Here is a 17,773-nt window from a genome sequence, read left to right on the forward strand (position 1 = left end):
GCTCCGTTCAGGATTGACATCCTCCCCCTCTTAAAAGAGTGGGATTCCAGCCCATTTGGGCTGAGGTTCACGGACACTCGACCGCTGTGTGGGCGGTGTTGTCCCTCCGGCACCGGCTGTCCGCCGGGGGCGGGGGATCCCGCCCTGTCCTGCCGCGACGTTGTGGCTTGCGTTGGTGTCCGCGTTGCAGGTGAAGCCGCAGGATACGCACTCGAACTCGGCTTGGCTCTTGCGCGAGTTCTTGTCGATCCAACCACAGGCACTGCACCGCAGAGATGTGTACGGGGCGGGGATGTCCTCGACCCGGCCCGGGGCCTTGTGCCCGGTGCGTCGGCGCAGCAGGCCCCAGCCCTGGGCGAGGATGCCCCGGTTCAGCCCCGTCTTCTGTGCCACGTTCCTGCCGGGCTGCTCCGCGGTGCCCTTCGCGGAGCGGGTCATGTTCCTGATGTTCAGCTTCTCGAAGCGGATCAGGTCATAGGTGCGGGCGAGCAGGGTGCTGGTCTTCTCGCACCAGTCCTTGCGCCGGTTCACCTCCCGGGCCTTGAGTTTCGCGACCCTCGCGTACCCGGCCGCCTTGCGCTCGCTGCCCTTGGGGGCGCGGGCGGCGCGGCGCTGGTGTTTGCGGATCTGGGCGCGTTCCCTGGCGGTGAGCTGCGGGCAGTTCAGTTTCCGCCCGTCGGAGAAGGCGGCGGTGACGGTGATGCCGCGGTCGATGCCGATGACCTCGCCGGTGCCGGGTGCGGGTGTCGGCTCGGGGACGACGGCGAACGCTGCGTGCCACTGCCCGTTCCGGAAGGTGACGCGGAAGGTCTTCGCATCCGGCAGCTTCGCGCCCTTGCCGCTGGTGCTGAGGCGGAAGCGGACCCAGCCGCAGCCGGGCACCTTCACCTGCCCCCACCGCCGGTTCAGCTTCCGTACCACGACGGACCGGCCCATGACCTGCTGGCCGGTCTTCGCGTTCAGCTTCGGCGAGCCGTCTGCGTGGTGCTCGGGAATGCGGTCGGTGCCGATGACACGGAACCCCTCATGCCGGTACTTCCTGCGCCAGGTCGGCTCACCGAACCCGGACGTGAAACGTGCCTGCCTGGCTGCGGCGAAGTCCTTGAGCGCCTGCTGTTGCACGTCCGCGTTCCCGGCGCCCAGCCACTCGTTGTCGCGCCGGGCCTCGGTGAGCTGACGGCACTGCTCCGCGAAGGACGGCGCGGGTTTGCGGCCCTTGCGCCAGTGCGCGTGCTGCTCGACGGCGAGGTTCCAGACGTAGCGGGCGTGCGCGCAGTGCAGCAGCATCTGCCGCTCCTGCTCACCCGTCGGGTACATCCGAAACCGTGCCATACCCGCGAACTTAGACCACACGTTCCCTGACCGCGCACCTCATCGATCACCATCACCCGTCCGAGTGACCACACATCAACCACCGGCCACCGGCCTCACAGTCATCAGCTCCCCGTCACCATCACCCGTCCGCGGCTGCCCTCGGCATTCTGGACGAGGACGCCGGACCGCCCTGACGGCGATCCGGCTACCCCTGCCCCGCTCCGCGGGAGCGGGCATTCACCCCGGCCCTGAAGGACCGGGCACCCTGCCCGAAAGCCAGGTGGTGGTCGTCGGCCAGGTCGCAGACGACATCGAAGAAGCGGCAGCCGGGCTCGTCGGTGAAGGAGCGCTCGGCGTTCTCCTCGATGGCCTTCAGGAAGTCGTCGCGGCGGCCGGGGACGACCTGGAGGGACACGGTCAGGGCGATCGTGCGGAGCGCTCCTCGGAAGGGAGATGGGGATGGGGGTGGGCAGGGGTACGGCGGTGGCGTCGGCGATGCGGACGAGGGAGGCCCAGGTGTCGTCGGCGAGCGTGATGCCCTCGGTGCGCAGGCGTTCGGCGGTGCGGGTCTCCGGCTCGCCGGGGACGAGGATCTCGGCGGTGCCGGGGGCGGTCGGGGTGGAACCGACACAGGCCGGGAACCGGCGCGGGCCGTCACTCGTCGGGGATGCCGGCGCCGCTGAGGGCGGGCACGGTCTTCTCCGGGTGGGCGAGGGAGCGGGCCCCGAGGCGGAACTGGTCGAGCTTGTCGACGATGGTCCGGCCGACGGGCTTGTGGCCCCAGATGCTGATGCCCTGGTGGGTGCTGGGCTGCCAGGTGCTCTCGTCGACGACGAGGGGGTTCCAGCCGACCTCCCACTCGAAACCCGACGGGGTGCGGGCGTAGTAGGAGAGTTCCTTGTCGTTGGTGTGTTGACCGACCGACAGGGCCATGTCGAAGCCGAGCTCGTGCACGCGCTCGTAGCTGCGGGCCAGGTCGTCGAGCGAGGCCGCCTGGATGTTGAGGTGCTGGACGCGGGTGCGGACCGGATCGATGGGCAGGCCCCGGACCGCGGCGATGGCGATGGAGTGGTGGCGCTCGTTGACGCGCAGGAAGCGGATCTTGAGCTTGACTCCGCTGATCGTCTCGTCGATGTAGTCGGTGAGGCGGGCGTCGAAGACGGTGTGGAAGTAGCCGCGCATCAGGGTGGGTCTGGCCGAGGTGATGGCGACATGACCCATGCCCGAGTCACCGGTGACCCAGCCGGACACGAGCATCTTCAGGGGTTCGGCCGAGATGACCGGGGTGGTGTAGATCTCCTGGGTGATGCCCTTGGGACCGGGGAAGCGCAGGAGTCGTTCGACGCCGCGCATCCCCGCCTCCTCGGCACTGCCCTCGACGACGGGCACGCCATGGGCGCGGACCCGGGCCTCGATCCGCTCGAAGGCGGAGTGGTCGTCGATGTGCCAGCCGGTGGCGACGACGTCCTCGGCCGGTCCGCGGCACAGCAGGAAGCGGCACTCCTGGTCGTCAAGGCGGAAGCGCATCACGCCGGTGTCGAGGTCGTCGTGGTGCATGCCGATGGCGTCGGTGCCGAAGCGGCGCCAGTCGGCGAAGCGGTCGGTCTCGACGACGATGTAGCCGAGGTGGACCGAGCCGAAGACGGACGGTGCGGGAGGGGTGTTCATCGGCGGCCGGCCAGGAAGTCGGCGCAGACACGGTTGAACAGCTCGGCCCGCTCGAACTGCACCCAGTGCCCGGTGTTGGCGACCTCGTACAGATCGCAGTTGGGCATGCGGTCGGCCAGCATCCGGCCGCCGGAGGGCCGGTTGACCCTGTCGGCCGCGCCCCACAGCACCAGGGTCGGCACGGGCAGCCGGGCCAGCCGCGGGTCTCGGGTGAAGTCCATCTTCCACAGGGTGCGCAGCGCGTTCGGGCCGGAGGGGCGGCGCAGCGGCGGGGCGGCGATCACCTCGGGGTCGATGCTGGCCTCGTAGCGCGCGTCGATGACGGCGTCGGGGACGTCGGCCGCGTTGAAGACGAGGTGGTCGCGGATGAACCTCTCCAGCTTCAGGCGCGAGGGCCCGTCCCCGGAGTAGTAGGTGAGCAGGCTGTTGAGGCCGGGCGTGGGCAGTGCGCGGGTGGTGCCGATGCCGCCGGGGCCCATGAGGACCATCCGGTCGACCCGGTCGGGGGTGTCGAGGGCGAGGCGCAGGGCGCAGGCGCCGCCGTAGGAGTTGCCGACCAGGTGGGCCCTGTCAAGGCGGAGTACGTCGAGCAGGCCGCGGATGGCGTCGGCGAGGTGGCCGAAGGGGTCCGCCCTGTCCACGCCCTTGGTGCTGCGGCCGTAGCCGGGCAGGTCGGGCACGACGACCCGGTGGTCCTTGGCCAGTTCGGCGATGTTGCGGGCGTAGTTGGAGACGCCGGAGGCTCCTGGGCCGCCGCCGTGCAGCAGCAGGACGGGCGGGCCGTCTCCGGTCTCCGCGACGAAGATCTTCTTGCCGCGGACGTCGAGCAGGGACTCCCGCATGGGCGGCGGTGCGGTGTGTGTGGTCATGGCGTTCCTCAGCTGACGGTCGTGGCGGGCGCGTGCGGTGCCGGTGCGAAACCGGCGGGGGGCGGCGGGAGCTGGGCGCCCCGGGGGGCGGCGGCGTAGACATAGGCGTCCGGGCGCAGGGCGAGGGTGGCCACGCGGTGCTGTGCCATCCAGGCGAGCAGCACGCCGTCGCTGTCGACGACCGCGCCCTCGGCCGGGCGCGAGCCCGCCGGCAGGACGGTCAGCGAGGGGACTTCGGAGCGGTCCCACGCGGGCTGCGGCGCGATCCGCCCGCCGTGCAGGAGCAGCCAACGGCCGCCGAGTACGTCGTCGAGACGGATCCGGCCTCCGTCGGTGCCGGTCACCCAGGGCTGGGGGATCTGGTGGCCGGAGGCCTTGGTGCGCGGGTGGGCCAGGAACCCCTTGGCGTAACGGGCGACGGGTATCCAGTGCGCGTCCACCAGCCGGCCGCTGAGCGCGGACATCCGGCGGACGGCGTGCAGCGTGGTGTCCCTGACCCTGGCGACGGGCAGCCGCCGCTCGGTGATGATCTTCCCGGTGAACACGGCCCGCCGGGTGACCTCCCTGACGTGCGGTTTGCGCTCCGCCTCGTAGGAGTCGAGGAGGGTCTCGGGCAGTTCGCCGCGCAGGACGGCGGCGAGCTTCCAGCACAGGTTGGCGGCGTCCCGTACGCCGGCCGCCATGCCCTGGCCGATCCACGGCGGCATGGCGTGCGCGGCGTCGCCCGCGAGGAACACCCTGCCGACGCGGAAGCGGGCGGCGAAGCGGACGTGGTGGCTGTAGACGGTGGCCCGCAGGATCTCGATCTGGTCCCGGCCGATGCCGTACTTGGACACCATCGCGTGGATCGCGTCGTCGGTGGTCAGGTGCTTCTCGTCGTCGCCGGGCAGGATCGGGAACTCCCAGCGGTGGTGGCCGAGCGGGGTCGGGCAGTCCACCGCCGGGCGGGCCGGGTCGCAGCGGAAGCGCAGCCGGTCGTGGTCCGGCCAGGGTTTGAGCATCTTCGTGTCGATGACGACCCAGCGGTCCTCGTACGTCCGTCCCTCGTAGCCCACGTTGAGCTGGGCGCGGGTGAGGCTGGAACCGCCGTCGGCCGCGATCACGTACTTCGCGTGCAGGCGTCGTACGGAGTCGTCGGCGGTCCCGACCAGCGTCAGCTCCACCCCGTCCGCATCCTGGCGCAGTCGCACGCACTCGTGGCGCAGCAGGATCTCCACGTTCGACCAGCGGTCGACGCCGTCGCGCAGGACCTGCTCCAGCGCCGGCTGGTAGATGAACATCTGCGGCGGATGACCGTGCCCGCGCGAGGTCGGGCAGGCGCTGAGGAAGGTGCGGCCGCGCGCGTCGACGAAGTCGAGCGGCCGCTCGGCCAGCATGTCCTGCTTCAGCCGGTCGGCCAGGCCCACGCGCTGCCAGATCCGGATGACCTCCTCGTCGGTGGAGATGGCCCGCGCCCGGGAGTAGACCTCGGCGTCACGCTCCAGCACGACCACTCTCAGACCCAGCTGACCCAGCAGGTTCGCGGCGGTCACGCCGGTGGGCCCGTAGCCGATCACCGCCACGTCGTACGGAAGGTCCTCGGCTCTTTCCTCGGCACTGATCCCACTCACCAGGCCACCTCACTGTCGTCCCTGTGCACTGCATCGGCTCTTGCTGTAGTACTCATTCCAATTGGAGTAGCCGCTACGGTAAGATGGGTGCGGCAAGGGGTCAAGTGCGGGGGACGACGGGAAGGGCACGGCGATGACCAGGGCGGAGTCGACACGCAGGAAGCGCGCGAACGGGGTGGAGTCGCGGCAGCGCATCCTGGACGCCACCATCGAGATCGCCGGCGAGCGTGGCTACGAGGGCACGTCGATCGCCGCGGTCAGCGCCAAGTGCGGACTGCCCGCGAGCTCGATCTACTGGCACTTCAAGGACAAGGACGACCTGATCGCCGCGGTCATCGAGCGCAGCTTCGAGACCTGGCTCGCGGCCGTCGAGCTGCCCGGCACAGAGGCCGGCACCCCGCTGGAGCGGTGCACCACGATGGCGGCGAACGTGGCGAGGTCCCTGGTCGACGCCCCGGACTTCCTGCGCCTCGGTCTGATGCTCGCCCTGGAGCGGCGCCCGACCGAGCCCCGCGGCCGGACGGTCTTCCTCCAGGTCCGGGGGATCGCGAGCCAGAAGATCACCGAGGTGGTCGAGGAACTGTTCCCCGAGCTGGACGCGACCGCCGTGCACACCCTGACCACCTACGCCGTCGCCGGCGCCGACGGGCTGTTCATCCAGCGTGAGATCAACGCCGATGCGGTCGACCTGGTGGCGATGCTCGAACTGCACGCGCGTCTGGTCTACGACGCGGCGCTGCGCCTGGCGCCGGAGGCCAAGGGATGACACTGACCGCCGAGCAGCGCGCCGAGGCCGCGTGGCTGCTGCGCATGGCCGAGCACCATGTGCAACCGATCGACCCGCTGTCGGCCCTGATGCCCGGCCTGGACCCGGCCGACGCCTACGCCGTCCAGCAGTCCAACATCGCCCGCCGCCTCGCCGACGGCGCCACCGTCGTCGGCCACAAGGTCGGCCTCACCTCGGCCGCGATGCGCGAGCTGCTCGGCGTCGACGAGCCCGACCACGGGCATCTGCTGGACGACATGGTCCACCGCGACGGTGCCCCCGTCCTCGCCGCACGCTACTGCGCGCCGCGCGTCGAACCGGAGATCTGCTTCCGCCTGGCCCGGCCCCTGCGCGGCCCCGGCGTCGGCGTCGAGGACGTCCTCGACGCCACCGAGGCGGTCGCGCCCGCCCTGGAGATCGTCGACAGCCGCATCCGCGACTGGAAGATCACCCTGGCGGACACCGTCGCCGACAACGCCAGCTCAGCCGGCCTGGTCTGCGGCTCCTGGACACCCCTGGCCCAGGCCCCCGACCTCGCCGCCGTCACGGCCGACCTGATGGTCAACGGCGAGCGGGTCGCGACCGGCGCCGGGCGCGAGGTGCTGGGCCATCCGGCCGCCGCCGTCGCCTGGCTCGCCAACACCCTCGCCGCCTTCGGTACGACCCTGAGGCCCGGCCAGGTGGTACTGCCCGGCGCCCTGACCACCGCCCCCTTCGTCAGCTCCGGTCACAAGGCCGAGGCCCGCTTCAGCGGCCTCGGGGCCGTGTCGGTGATCTTCGTCTGACGGCACCGATTCACCTGGCCCTCCGATGCACCCGGCCCTCTGACGCACCCCGCCCTCCGATTCGCCGGCCATTCCGAGTCGCCCTCGAACACTCCGACTCGCCTGACGCCCCGATTCATCCACCTCCTCCGAGTCGTCCGCCCCACCGAGTCATCCGCCCCACCGAGTCGTCCGCCCCACCGAGGAGAGCGCACGTGCTTCCCGCCCCAGCGTCGTTATCGGCCACCGGCACCGACTTCCCGACCGCCCGCCGCCCGACCTGAGCACGGACAACCACCGCGAGCCGGGCACGCCGCCCCCGCCGCCGCTCCCCGGCCGCCCCGCCACCGCCCCGCCACCTGCGTCCGCGCCCACCCGTCGGGCCCGTCGTCGCCGGTGCGCCCGGGCCCGGGGAGACACGGGATCGCCGTCACCTCGCCCCGCTCCCCGAGAAAGCCGAGAGCCGCCCCATGACCACCGCACCCCGCCGGATCGACGTCCACCAGCACCTCGTGCCGGCCCTCTACCGCGACGCCCTCGCCCGGGCCGGCATCACCGAGGCGGGCGGCCGTGCCCTGCCCGACTGGAGCCCCGAGGCGGCCCTGGACCTGATGGACCTGCTGCGGACCGAGACGGCGATCCTGTCCGTGTCCACCCCCGGCACGGGCTTCCTCACCGACCCGGGCGAGGCCGCCGAACTGGCCCGCCGCCTCAACGACCACTCCGCGTCCGTCACCGCCGAACACCCCGACCGCCTCGGCTGGTTCGCCACCCTGCCGCTGCCCGACGTCGACGCGTCGGCCAAGGAGGCCGAGCGGGCCCTGACCGAACTGGGCGCCGACGGGGTCACCCTGCTCGCCAACAACCGGGGCACCTATCTGGGCACCGAGGGCCAGGAGGCCCTGTGGCGGGTCCTGGACGCCCACGGCGCCGTGGTGCTGGTCCACCCCGCCGACCTCCCCGCGCCCGCCGTCGAGGGCATCCCGCCGTTCGCCGCCGACTTCCTCCTCGACACCACCCGCGCCGCCTACCTCCTCGTCCGCAACGGCGTCCCGCGCCGCTTCCCGAACATCCGGTTCATCCTCAGCCACGCCGGCGGCTTCGTCCCCTACGCCTCCCACCGCATGGCCGTCGCCATCGCGGCCGACACCGGACGCAGCCCGCTCGACACCCTGGACGACCTCCGCGGCTTCTACTACGACACCGCCCTCTCCTCCAGCCCCGCCGCGCTGCCCACCCTGCTCGCCTTCGCCCGCCCCGGGCACGTCCTGTTCGGCAGCGACTGGCCCTTCGCACCCGCCCCCGCCGGGCAGTACTTCGCAGGCGGCCTCGACGACGGCCTGGACCCGGGCACGCTCGCGGCCGTCAACCGCGCCAACGCCGAAGCCCTCTTCCCCCGCCTGGCCACGAAACCGCCCGCACCGACGCCGGTCCGTCCGCTCCCGGTGCGCCTGCGCCACTCCGCGCGGCGCGCCGGCGCCCGCCTCTTCTACAAGCTCATCCAGCCCGGTACCGACTGAGGAGGCCACCGCCCCGGGACGACCCGTAGCGTGGTCCGCGTGACTGCTCGGACGTACCCGAGGCCCGACCCGGTGGTGGCGTGATGTGCTGGAGTGCGACGGCCGATCTGGTGGCGGGCGCGGGCATCACGGCCGTCGGGGTGGCCTGTGTGGCACGGGTGCGCGAGGTGCGGGACCTGCCGCTGGCCGCGCTGCCGCTGCTGCTCGGAGCCCACCAGATCGTCGAGTCGATGGTCTGGGACGCGGGCGGGGGTGGCGGGGCCGCCACCGTCGTATGGGCCGTCATCGCGCTGCCGCTGCTGGCGGTGTGGGTGCCGGCGGGAGTGTGGTGTGCCGCCCCGCCGCCCGCCCGCGGTCGGCTCACCCTCCTGCTCGCCGTGGGCGCCGCGACCGCCGCGGTGCTCGCGTACGGGCTGGCCACCGGCCCGGTGACGGCCGAGATCCACGGTCGTACGGTCGGCTACGCGGTCGGTCTCCCCCATCCGGCGGTGCTCGTCACGGGATACCTCCTGGCCACCGTCGGCTCCCTGCTGCTGTCCGGCGACCGGCGGCTGTCGCTGCTGGGAGGTCTCGTCGCCGTGGGAGCGCTGGTCTGCTGGGCGTTGTGGCGGCTGGAGTTCGTCTCGACGTGGTGTGCCCTCGCGGCCGTGTGCTCGGTGGTGCTGCGGGGGTGGGTGCGCACACGGCCGGCCTCCTCGGGGACGAGGACGCTGAGCCGTGCTACACCGCGCAGGCCCGGATGAACGCGTCGGCCAGTTCGGAGGGGCGGGTGAAACAGCCCTCGTGGCTGCCCGGGACCTCGACGATCAGCGGATCCTTCAGACGCTGCGGGAACCGGTCGGCCCAGGCCCACTCGCCGGGCAGGGAGACGTCCTCGGTGGACAGGACGTAGCTGGTGGGCAGGGAAAGCGCGGTGAACGCCGATGTGTCGGGCTTCTCGGTGAAGGTGCCCAGGGGCTGCGGGACGAGGAGGGAGTGGATCATCCGCTGGGCCTCCTCCCCGGCGTCCTGCATGAACGCCTGCTGCCAGACCTCCAGCGGCAGCGCCACCGTGTCGTTCCCGGAGGCGGCCGCGAGGGCGTGGAACATCTCGCCGTAGTGCGGCGGGCACGCCTCGATCAGCGACTCGCCGTCGTTCGGCACGAACGCGCTCCAGAAGACCAGGCGCCGTGTCCGGGCGACGAGCTTGGGCGCCGCCCCGGTCAGGACATAGCCGCCCCAGCTGTGGCCGACCAGGGTGATGTCGTCCAGGCCGGCGCTCTCGACGTACTCCACGAGGCTGTTCACGCAGTCGGTCAGGGTCACCCCGCGCGGGTCGTCGTCGGCACCGAGCCCGGCGAGGGTCGGGGTGTGCACCTGGTGTCCGGCGGCCCTCAGCTCCCGGGCGACCGGGCGCCAGGCCCAGCCGCCGTGCCAGGCTCCGGTCACCAGGACGAAGGTTTCGCTCATACCGATCTCCTTTGATCGCACGTCAACGGGGGGTCTTCTCGGCGTCGAGCCGACGGACGATGTCGGCGCGCAGGGCCTTCTTGTCGATCTTCCCGACCTTGGTGGCGGCGAGTTCGGGGACGCTCACCAGCCGGTCGGGGAACTTGAAGCGGGCGACTCCGGAGCGCTCCATGACCCGGTGGACGTCGGCGAGGGCCGGCTCGTGCCCGGGTTCCGGTACGACGTAGAGGCAGACACGCTCGCCGAGCGCGGCGTCGGGCATGGCCACGGCGGCGGCGCGGGCGATGCCCGGGGTCTGGTAGGCGAAGTTCTCGATCTCCTCGGCGGAGATGTTCTCGCCCCCGCGGATGATCATGTCCTTGTCGCGGCCCTCGACGACGAGGTTGCCGTCGGGCAGCAGCCGCACGATGTCGCCGGTGCGGTACCAGCCGTCCTCGGTGAACGCGCGGGCGTTCTGTTCGTCGGCGCGGTAGTAGCCGCGTGGGGTGTACGGGCCGCGGGTGAGCAGCACGCCCGGGGTGCCCTCGGGAACCGGGGTGCCCCGTTCGTCTACGACGAGGAGTTCGTCGTCGGCGCACATCGGGCGCCCCTGCGTCGTGCAGATGACGTCCTCGGGGTCGTCCGGGCGGGTGTAGTTGAGCAGGCCCTCGGCCATGCCGAACACCTGCTGGAGGGTGCAGCCCAGTTCGGGGCGGACGCGGCGGGCCACCTGGTCGGCGAGCCGGGAGCCGCCGACCTGGAGGAGGCGCAGGGAACTCAGGTCGGCGGCTCCCGGGTGTTCCCGGTGGTGGTCCAGCCAGCGCTGGGCGACGGCCGGGACCAGGGCGGTCGCGGTGACGCCCTCGCGGGCGAGGAGCGGGAACGCCTTCTGAGGGCTGGGGGAACCGAGCACGACCCGTCCGCCGTGCAGCAGCGTGCCGAGCAGTCCGGGGCAGGCGAGCGGGAAGTTGTGCCCGAGCGGGAGGGCGGCGAAGTAGACCGTGCCGGGGCCGAAGGCGCAGACCTCGGCGCTGCGGCGGGCGTTGTAGAGGTAGTCGTCGTGCGTACGGGCGATCAGTTTGGGCAGTCCGGTGGTGCCGCCGGACAGCAGGAACACGGCGATCGAGCGGCTGTCGGGCCGGTGGGCGTCCAGGGCGGCGCGGTCCGCCGGGATGCCGGGTGCGGCGCACAGCTCCCGCAGGTCCACGGCGTCGTCACGGATCTTGTCGCCGAGGACCAGCACGTGCCGGAGCGTCGGGGCCTCCTCGGCGATGTCGAACGCCATCGCCTGGTGGTCGTGGTCCTTGAGGACGCCGGGCACGGCGACGGCCACGGCCTCGCTGTGCTCGACCAGGTGGCCGATCTCGTGTCTGCGGTGTCCGGGGAGCGCCATCACGGGGATGACGCCGAGGCGCAGACAGGCGTAGGTCAGGATCACGAACTCGGCGGTGTTGGGCAGTTGCACCACGATCCGGTCGTCCGGGCGCAGCCCCAGCGCGGCCAGGCGCAGCGCGGTGGCGTCCGCACGTCCGGCGAGCTGCCGGTACGTCAGCCGTCGGTCGCCGTCGACGAGCGCGACCGCGTCGGGAGCGGCGTCGGCGGCGGTGTGGAGCCGGTCGCCGAGGGCGTGGCCCTCCCAGTACCCCTTCGCGGTGTAGCGCTCGGCGTGGTCCGCGGGCCAGGGAACAGCACCGTCGCTGCTCGGTCTGGGCATGGTCGTTCTCCTCAGGTGCGGTCGGCCGTACGGGGCACGATCACGGCGTCCAGGGCGATCAGCCCGTCGGCGGTGAGCCGCAGCGGGTTGATCTCGATCTCGGCGGTGCCGGGGCTCACGGCGAGGGCCGCGGCGAGCGCCGAGACGACCCGGCCGAACTCGGCGCGGTCGAGGACCGGTCCGCCGCGCCAGCCGTCGAGCAGGGCGCGGGCGGCCAGGTCGTCCGGCATGGCGGCGGCCTCGGCCGCGGACAGCGGGGCGAGCCGGATCGCCACGTCGGCGAGCGCCTCGGCGGCCGTACCGCCGAGACCCGCCAGCACGACCGGTCCGAACACGGGGTCCCGCCGTACGCCGAGCACCAGGTCGACGCCGGCCGGGGCCATCGCCTCCACCAGACAGCGGCGGCCGGGGCCGATGGCGTCCAGTGCCGCGTCGAGTTCGCCGGTGGTGCGCACGCCCAGGTGGACTCCGCCGGCCTCGGTCTTGTGGAGGACGGCGGCGTCGAGCACCTTCACGGCGACGGGTCCGCCCAGCAGCCGCAGGGCGTGATGGGCGTCGGCGCGGGAGGCGCAGGCGACGCGGCGGGGAGTGCGGACGCCGAGTCCCGCGAGGTACGTCTTGGCGGCGTCCTCGTCCAGCGGGCCGGCGGGCACGGGGGCGACGGTCGGCCGGGCAGCGGGCCCGTCCTTGGGCAGGGCCCGCTGCCGGGCGTCCGTCACCAGGGCCCGTACGGCGTCGGCGGCGGACGCGGGTCCGCCGAGCGCGGGCACCCCGGCCTTGTGCAGCCGGGCCCGCTGCTCTGCGACGTCCTCGGGCAGGCCGCCCACGACCACCACGGCCGGGTAGCCGGCGCCGAGTCCGGCGTCCTGGACGGCGGAGGCGAGGTCGACGCTGTCGGGCTCGGTCAGCGCGTAGACGGCGAGCAGGTCCACCGCCGGATCCGCGGCCGTCGTCCCGAGCACACCGGCGAAGGTGCCGGCGGGCCGGCCGGTGTCGACCGGGTTGCGCTGGTAGGTGAGCGGGGGCAGCAGCTCGCCCAGGGCGTGCCGGGTGGGCGCGGCCAGCTCGGGCACGCGGATGCCGTCGGTGCCCGCCCGGTCCGCCAGCAGCAGCCCCGGGCCCGCCTGGGCGGTCACGATGCCGAGCCCCGGGTCCGGGTGGGGGCGCAGCCGGATGCGGGAGAGCGCGGTGAGCGCGTCCACCAGTTCGCGTTCGTCGTCCACGACGACCGCCCCTGCCTGTCGCAGCGCGGCCCGCGTCGTACGCCAGGAGGTGGCCAGCGCCCCGGTGTGGGACCGGGCGAAGTCACCGACGTCGCTGCGCCCCACGACCAGGGCGACGACCGGTTTCGCGGGGGCGACCCGGCGTACCGCCTCCACCAGCCGTGGTCCGTCCGGAACCGTCTCCACGTGCAGGGCGACCGCGGTCGTACGGCCGTCCCCGGCGAGGTGCGCCAGGACGTCCGCGGCAGTGACGTCGAGGCCCGCCCCGATGCCCACGCCGAGGCTGATCCCGTTCCCGGCGGCGGCCAGGTCGAAGGAGAGGGCGTGGTTGACGCCGCCGCTGGCCGCGACCACGGCGACGTCCCCGGACGGAAGCCGGCCGGCGGCGGGCACGAAGCTGGCCGTCAGCCCGAGGTGGGGGACGAAGAAGCCGGAGGTGTTGGGGCCGAGCAGCCGGATCCCGGTCTCCCGGGCGACCCGGCGCAGCGCCTGGGCGTGCTCCTCGCCCTGCGGGCCCGCCTCGCCGAAACCGCCGGCGCAGACCAGCGCGGCCCGGCAGCCGACGGCCGCCGCCTCGGCCAGCGCGTCCGCGCTGCCGGCGGCGGGCACGCACAGGACGGCGAGGTCGAGCCGTCCGCCGGTGTGCGCGGCCGCTTCGGCGACGGACGCGTACACGCCCGCGCCGGGGTCGGGGCGGCGCGCGTTGACCAGGGCGCGGGCGCCGGGGAAGGTGGCGAGGGAGCGCGCCATGGCGGCCCCGAGCTTGCCGGGCTGCCGCGAGGCACCGATCACCACGACACCCTCGGGCGCGAACAGCGGGGCCAGGCTCCCGGCCGTCGGCTGCCCCGTCATGCCCGCCCCACCAGGTCGGCGCGGCCGGACAGCAGCAGTGTCTCGGCGCGGTCGTCGTCCATCGCGTCCTCCACGATCAGCGCGGGTACTCCGTGCACCAGCCGGGCCCGTTCGGCGAGCAGCGACCGGGTGAGCGGGGTCCCGCCGTGTACGGCGACCAGGTCCGGCGGCGTCTGCGCACCGAGCGCGTCGGCCAACCTCTCGTACAGCTCGGGCAGTTGGGGCTCCGTGTCCGGCGCGGTGAGCCACAGGCACCCGGATCCCCCGGCACGCAGCCCGGCGAGCTGTTCCGGGGACAGCCGCCGTCCGGCGTACTCCCGGAAGGGGGTGTCGAGCGGGGCGAGCCCTTCATGGGCGGTCCGCCAGTCCCGTACGACGGTGTCGACGAACGCGGGGTCGCGGCGCGCGATGCGGTCCTTGCCGATGCTGCGGGAGATGAAGTGGAAGGCGAACTGCATCGGTCCGAACGCCTCGTGGTAGCGCCCGAAGTGCTCCCACCAGGACAGGCTCGGCCGGGCGGAGCCCTGGATCCTCTCCACCGAGGGCCGCCGCGCCGCCTCGTAGGCGTCCAGGGCGCCGGGCAGGTCGTCGCGGTGGGCGAGGAGGCTGTCGGCCAGGGCGACGGCGTCCTCCATGGCCATCTTCGTGCCGGAGCCCACGGAGAAGTGCGCGGTGTGCGCGGCGTCGCCGAGCAGGACGACGTTGCCGCTGTGCCAGCGCCGGGTGCGCCGGGTGCGGAAGTTGCCCCAGCGGGAGTTGTTGACCAGCAGTTCGTGTCCGTCGAGCTGCTCGGCGAACAGCTTCTCCAGGTAGTGCCGGCTCTTCTCGTCGCTGGGTCCGGGCGGCTGCGCGGTGTCGAACGCGTCGAGGCCCGCCCTGCGCCAGGACTCCTCGTCCGTCTCCACGATGAAGGTGCTGACGCGGTCGTCGATCGGGTAGCCGTGCACGGCGAACGTGCCGTGCGGGCCGTGTTCGTGGACGAAGGTCAGGCCGTCGAAGAGGTAGTCCGTGCCGAACCAGATGAACTTCGCGGTGGCGACCTCCACCTCGGGCACGAGCACATCGGCGAGCCGGTCGCGGAACCGGGAGTTGGCCCCGTCGGCGGCCACGATCAGGTCGTAGTCGGACAACTGCTCCGGATCGGCGGGCACCTCGTGGCGGAAGCGGAGGTCGACGCCGACCTCGGCGGCCCGCTCGTGCAGCAGCTGGAGCAGGGTCCTGCGGGTGATGGCGGCCATGCCGTTGCCGCCGCAGCGGATCCGTCGGCCCTTCAGCCGCACCTCGATGTCGTCCCAGTGGCGTCCGTGGTCCGCGAGGGCGGTGCGCAGCACGGGGTCCGCCGCGTGGATGGCGGCCAGCGTCGCGTCGGAGAACACCACGCCGAAGCCGAAGGTGTCCTCGGGGCGGTTCCGCTCGAAGACCGTCACCTCGACCGACGGATCGGCCTGCTTGACGAGCGTCGCGAAGAACAGCCCGCCGGGGCCGCCTCCCACACAAGCGATCCGGAAAACCATGGCTCCCGCCTCCGCGTCGAGTACAGGCCCAGACTCGGGCCCGAACGCATCCTGTGTCAATGGATACACGGGCGTCAATAATTTGTCGCGCTTCTTTGAGGTCGTTCACCGTGTGAAAGCGGGGGTCCTACCGGTCCGGTGGCTCATCCTCGCGACGGTCGTCCGTGTGACATAGTCGGTTCCGTGAAGCCTCGATCGATCGTCTTCGACCTGTTCGGCGACTACGTCCGCTACCGCGGCGGCGCCGCCCGGCTGCGCACCCTCAGCTCGCTGATGGGCTGCTTCGGTGTCGGCGAGAGCACTGTGCGGGTGGTCCTCGCGCGCCTGCGCAAGGAGGACTGGTTCGACGTCCGGCGCGAGGGCCGCGAGACGATCTACGCGCTCAACAAGCGCAGCCTCCGGCTTCTCGACGAGGGCCGTGCACGCATCTTCGACCGGGAGCCGTCCGACTGGGACCGGCACTGGTACATGGTCATCTACTCGGTCCCGGAGACCGAGCGCGGGACGCGTGACCGCATCCGCAAGGAGCTGGCCTGGCTGGGCTTCGGCCCCCTCGCCCCGTCCACCTATGTCTCCCCGCACGACCGGCTCCAGCAGGTCAGGGAGAAGTTCGCGGACGAGCCTGCCGTACGCCTGGACACGCTGCGCTGTCAGTCGGGCGGGCTGCCCGTCGACCGCGGGATGGCGGCGCGCTGCTGGGACCTGGCCGCCCTCAACGAGGACTACCGGGAGCTGCTGCGCACCTACCGCAGCCGGATGCCGTCGTACCGGGCCGGGCATCTCAGCCCCGAGGAGGCGCTGGTCGAGCGCATGCGGCTGACCTACGACTACCGCAAGTTCCCCTTCCGCGACCCGGACCTGCCCACCGAGCTCCTCCCGGCGGGCTGGGTGGGCCACGAGGCGCACGAGATGTTCCTGGAGGCCCACGAGCTCCTCGGCCCGTCGGCCGAGTCCTACTACGACGAGGTGGCGGGCGCTCGTCCGGCCGGGTAGGGCACCACGCCGGCTCGGCGTGCGCGGCGCCGCGGTCCGGTGGAAGCTGTGGACCATGCAGCGTAAGGGTGCGCGCGGGGGCGGGGGGACGTACGACGTGGAGGCGGTCCTCGACGGGCTCTACACCACCCCGCCGGCCGAGTTCGTCACGCGCCGCGAGGTACTGGCGGCCGAGGCCAGGACAGCGGGCCGGACCGAGGACGCCCGCCGGATCCACTCCGCCCGCCGCCCCACCCTCGCGGCCTGGGCCGCGAACCTGCTCCTGCGGTCGCGGCCCCGCGAGAGCCGGCAGTTCCTGGAGCTCGGGCAGGCGCTGCGCAAGGCCCACCACGACCTGGACCCGGCCGCCGTCCGGGAGCTGTCCACACAGCGGCGCCGTATCGTCGCCGCGCTGTCCCGCCAGGCCGCGGAGCTCGCGCGCGACGCCGGGCAGCGGCTGTCGGGCACCGTGCAGAACGACGTGACGGGCACCCTGCAGGCCGTGCTCGCCGACCCGGACGCGGCCGAGCAGTGGGCCACCGGCCGCCTGGACGGTGCCCTCACCCCGCCGTCGGGCTTCCCGTCCGGCGCCCCACCGCGGACCGTGAGCGCCACCCGGCACGAGCCACGGCGCCCACCGGCCCCTTCCTCGCCGCCCGCACACCCCTCCCGTGAGGACGAACTCTCCCGTCGGCGGCAGGAACGCCGGGAACGACTCGCGCAGGCCCGACGCACGGCCGAGACCGCCACACGGGAGCTCGACGCCCGTCGCGCGGAACACGCCGACGCGGAGGCGTCCGCGCAGCGGGCCCGGGACGGCCGCGGCCGGGCGCAGCAGGACGTGGATGAGGCCGAGCAGCAGGCGCAGGAGGCACGCGAGCGTCTGCGGCGGGCACGCGAGGCACTCCGGGACGCGTCCGAGGAGGAGCGGCGGGCCGAGGACCGGCACCACGGCACCGGCGACGCGCTGGCCCGCGCGGAGCGGGAGGCGCGGCAGGCCGCTCGGGAGGTGGAGCGGCTGGAACGGCCGCGCGGGAGGTAGGCGATCGGTGCAGGGGGGTCGTGCGCGGCCCCGGGCGCCGTGGGAGGCAGGATGGAGGCATGAGCGTAGTCAAGATCAACGTACTGACCGTCCCGGCGGAGCAGCGGGAGACCCTCGAGAAGCGGTTCGCCGCGCGGGCGCACGCCGTGGAGAACTCCGACGGGTTCGAGTGGTTCGAGCTCCTCCGCCCGGTCGAGGGCACCGACACCTACCTCGTCTACACCCGGTGGCGGGACGAGGAGTCGTTCCAGGCGTGGATGGAGGGCCCGATGAAGGCGGCGCACCGGGGCGGCGCGGAGGGCGAGCGGCCCCAGCCCGCGGCCTCGGCCTCCACCCTCTGGTCCTTCGAGGTGGTGCAGCAGGCGGCGCCGAAGGGCGAGTAGTCCGCCGTGGTGGCGGGGGGGCCCGGGGGCGTGCACCCCCCCGGGGCCGGCCCAAGTGGGGGGCGGCGCAATCGGGGCGCGTCGGGGTGTAAATCTCCGGCGCGATATTAACCCGGAGCGCCCCCCCGCACCCC

Annotated in this window: 16 protein-coding genes; 7 read left to right on the forward strand and 9 right to left on the reverse strand. The window is 73.1% G+C overall.

The features are described 5' to 3' along the window. Positions 1-30: 30 nt before the first annotated feature. The 5 genes from ACIRF9_RS49270 to ACIRF9_RS49290 form a co-directional block, all read right to left on the reverse strand. Positions 31-1,332 (reverse strand): RNA-guided endonuclease InsQ/TnpB family protein, encoded by a 1,302-nt coding sequence (locus ACIRF9_RS49270; protein WP_403836902.1) that lies wholly within the window; start codon positions 1,330-1,332, stop codon positions 31-33. A 187-nt stretch (positions 1,333-1,519) separates the two neighbouring features. Next, complete coding sequence (locus tag ACIRF9_RS49275; protein WP_403836904.1) at positions 1,520-1,729, reverse strand: putative quinol monooxygenase; 210 nt, start codon at positions 1,727-1,729, stop codon at positions 1,520-1,522. 239 nt (positions 1,730-1,968) lie between these two features. Continuing rightward, entirely contained in the window at positions 1,969-2,982 is a 1,014-nt protein-coding gene (locus ACIRF9_RS49280; protein WP_403836906.1) for a VOC family protein, read from the reverse strand. After that, positions 2,979-3,851 (reverse strand): alpha/beta fold hydrolase, encoded by an 873-nt coding sequence (locus tag ACIRF9_RS49285; RefSeq protein WP_403836908.1) that lies wholly within the window; start codon positions 3,849-3,851, stop codon positions 2,979-2,981. Before ACIRF9_RS49285 ends, ACIRF9_RS49280 begins: the two co-directional genes overlap by 4 nt. A gap of 8 nt (positions 3,852-3,859) precedes the next feature. Then, positions 3,860-5,461 carry a bifunctional 3-(3-hydroxy-phenyl)propionate/3-hydroxycinnamic acid hydroxylase gene (locus ACIRF9_RS49290; protein WP_403836910.1) on the reverse strand — a complete coding sequence of 534 codons (1,602 nt, stop codon included), beginning with the start codon at positions 5,459-5,461 and terminating at the stop codon, positions 3,860-3,862. A gap of 133 nt (positions 5,462-5,594) precedes the next feature. Here ACIRF9_RS49290 and ACIRF9_RS49295 point away from each other — a divergent pair, with 133 nt between their 5' ends. From ACIRF9_RS49295 to ACIRF9_RS49310, 4 genes are all read left to right on the forward strand, one after another. Continuing rightward, complete coding sequence (locus ACIRF9_RS49295) at positions 5,595-6,227, forward strand: TetR/AcrR family transcriptional regulator (protein ID WP_403836912.1); 633 nt, start codon at positions 5,595-5,597, stop codon at positions 6,225-6,227. Continuing rightward, positions 6,224-7,012 (forward strand): 2-keto-4-pentenoate hydratase, encoded by a 789-nt coding sequence (locus ACIRF9_RS49300; RefSeq protein ID WP_403836913.1) that lies wholly within the window; start codon positions 6,224-6,226, stop codon positions 7,010-7,012. Before ACIRF9_RS49295 ends, ACIRF9_RS49300 begins: the two co-directional genes overlap by 4 nt. 449 nt (positions 7,013-7,461) lie before the next feature. Then, a complete protein-coding gene (locus tag ACIRF9_RS49305) occupies positions 7,462-8,511 on the forward strand; it encodes an amidohydrolase family protein (protein ID WP_403836915.1) in 1,050 nt (349 codons plus the stop codon). A gap of 83 nt (positions 8,512-8,594) precedes the next feature. Beyond that, a complete protein-coding gene (locus ACIRF9_RS49310; protein ID WP_403836917.1) occupies positions 8,595-9,254 on the forward strand; it encodes a DUF6629 family protein in 660 nt (219 codons plus the stop codon). On the opposite strand, the gene ACIRF9_RS49315 is transcribed toward ACIRF9_RS49310, so the two are convergent. The 4 genes from ACIRF9_RS49315 to ACIRF9_RS49330 are packed head-to-tail and all read right to left on the reverse strand — an operon-like array spanning position 9,232 to position 15,242. Further along, positions 9,232-9,960 carry an alpha/beta fold hydrolase gene (locus ACIRF9_RS49315; RefSeq protein WP_403836919.1) on the reverse strand — a complete coding sequence of 243 codons (729 nt, stop codon included), beginning with the start codon at positions 9,958-9,960 and terminating at the stop codon, positions 9,232-9,234. The two genes, ACIRF9_RS49310 and ACIRF9_RS49315, sit on opposite strands and share 23 nt — an antisense overlap. A 22-nt stretch (positions 9,961-9,982) precedes the next feature. Next, positions 9,983-11,653 (reverse strand): (2,3-dihydroxybenzoyl)adenylate synthase, encoded by a 1,671-nt coding sequence (locus tag ACIRF9_RS49320; protein WP_403836921.1) that lies wholly within the window; start codon positions 11,651-11,653, stop codon positions 9,983-9,985. A gap of 11 nt (positions 11,654-11,664) precedes the next feature. Beyond that, positions 11,665-13,728: an acetate--CoA ligase family protein gene (locus ACIRF9_RS49325; RefSeq protein ID WP_403836923.1), complete on the reverse strand. Its 2,064-nt coding sequence runs from the start codon at positions 13,726-13,728 to the stop codon at positions 11,665-11,667. Next, entirely contained in the window at positions 13,725-15,242 is a 1,518-nt protein-coding gene (locus ACIRF9_RS49330) for an FAD-dependent monooxygenase (protein WP_403836925.1), read from the reverse strand. Before ACIRF9_RS49330 ends, ACIRF9_RS49325 begins: the two co-directional genes overlap by 4 nt. Before the next feature lie 183 nt (positions 15,243-15,425). Between ACIRF9_RS49330 and ACIRF9_RS49335 the strand changes: the two genes are divergently transcribed. Genes ACIRF9_RS49335 through ACIRF9_RS49345 form a run of 3 tightly spaced genes read left to right on the forward strand, consistent with a single transcriptional unit; the run spans position 15,426 to position 17,639 of the window. After that, positions 15,426-16,235, forward strand: coding sequence for a PaaX family transcriptional regulator C-terminal domain-containing protein (locus ACIRF9_RS49335; protein WP_403836927.1), 810 nt, complete (start codon positions 15,426-15,428; stop codon positions 16,233-16,235). Between the two features lie 55 nt (positions 16,236-16,290). Further along, on the forward strand, positions 16,291-17,256 hold the full coding sequence (locus ACIRF9_RS49340; RefSeq protein ID WP_403836929.1) for a hypothetical protein: 966 nt from the start codon (positions 16,291-16,293) through the stop codon (positions 17,254-17,256). A gap of 59 nt (positions 17,257-17,315) precedes the next feature. Continuing rightward, the gene (locus ACIRF9_RS49345; protein WP_403836931.1) at positions 17,316-17,639 is read left to right on the forward strand and encodes an antibiotic biosynthesis monooxygenase family protein; all 324 of its coding nucleotides are present in this window, start codon (positions 17,316-17,318) and stop codon (positions 17,637-17,639) included. Positions 17,640-17,773: the final 134 nt, after the last annotated feature.

This window comes from Streptomyces sp. NPDC096132 (assembly GCF_044763345.1).
In the GTDB taxonomy this organism is placed as follows: domain Bacteria; phylum Actinomycetota; class Actinomycetes; order Streptomycetales; family Streptomycetaceae; genus Streptomyces.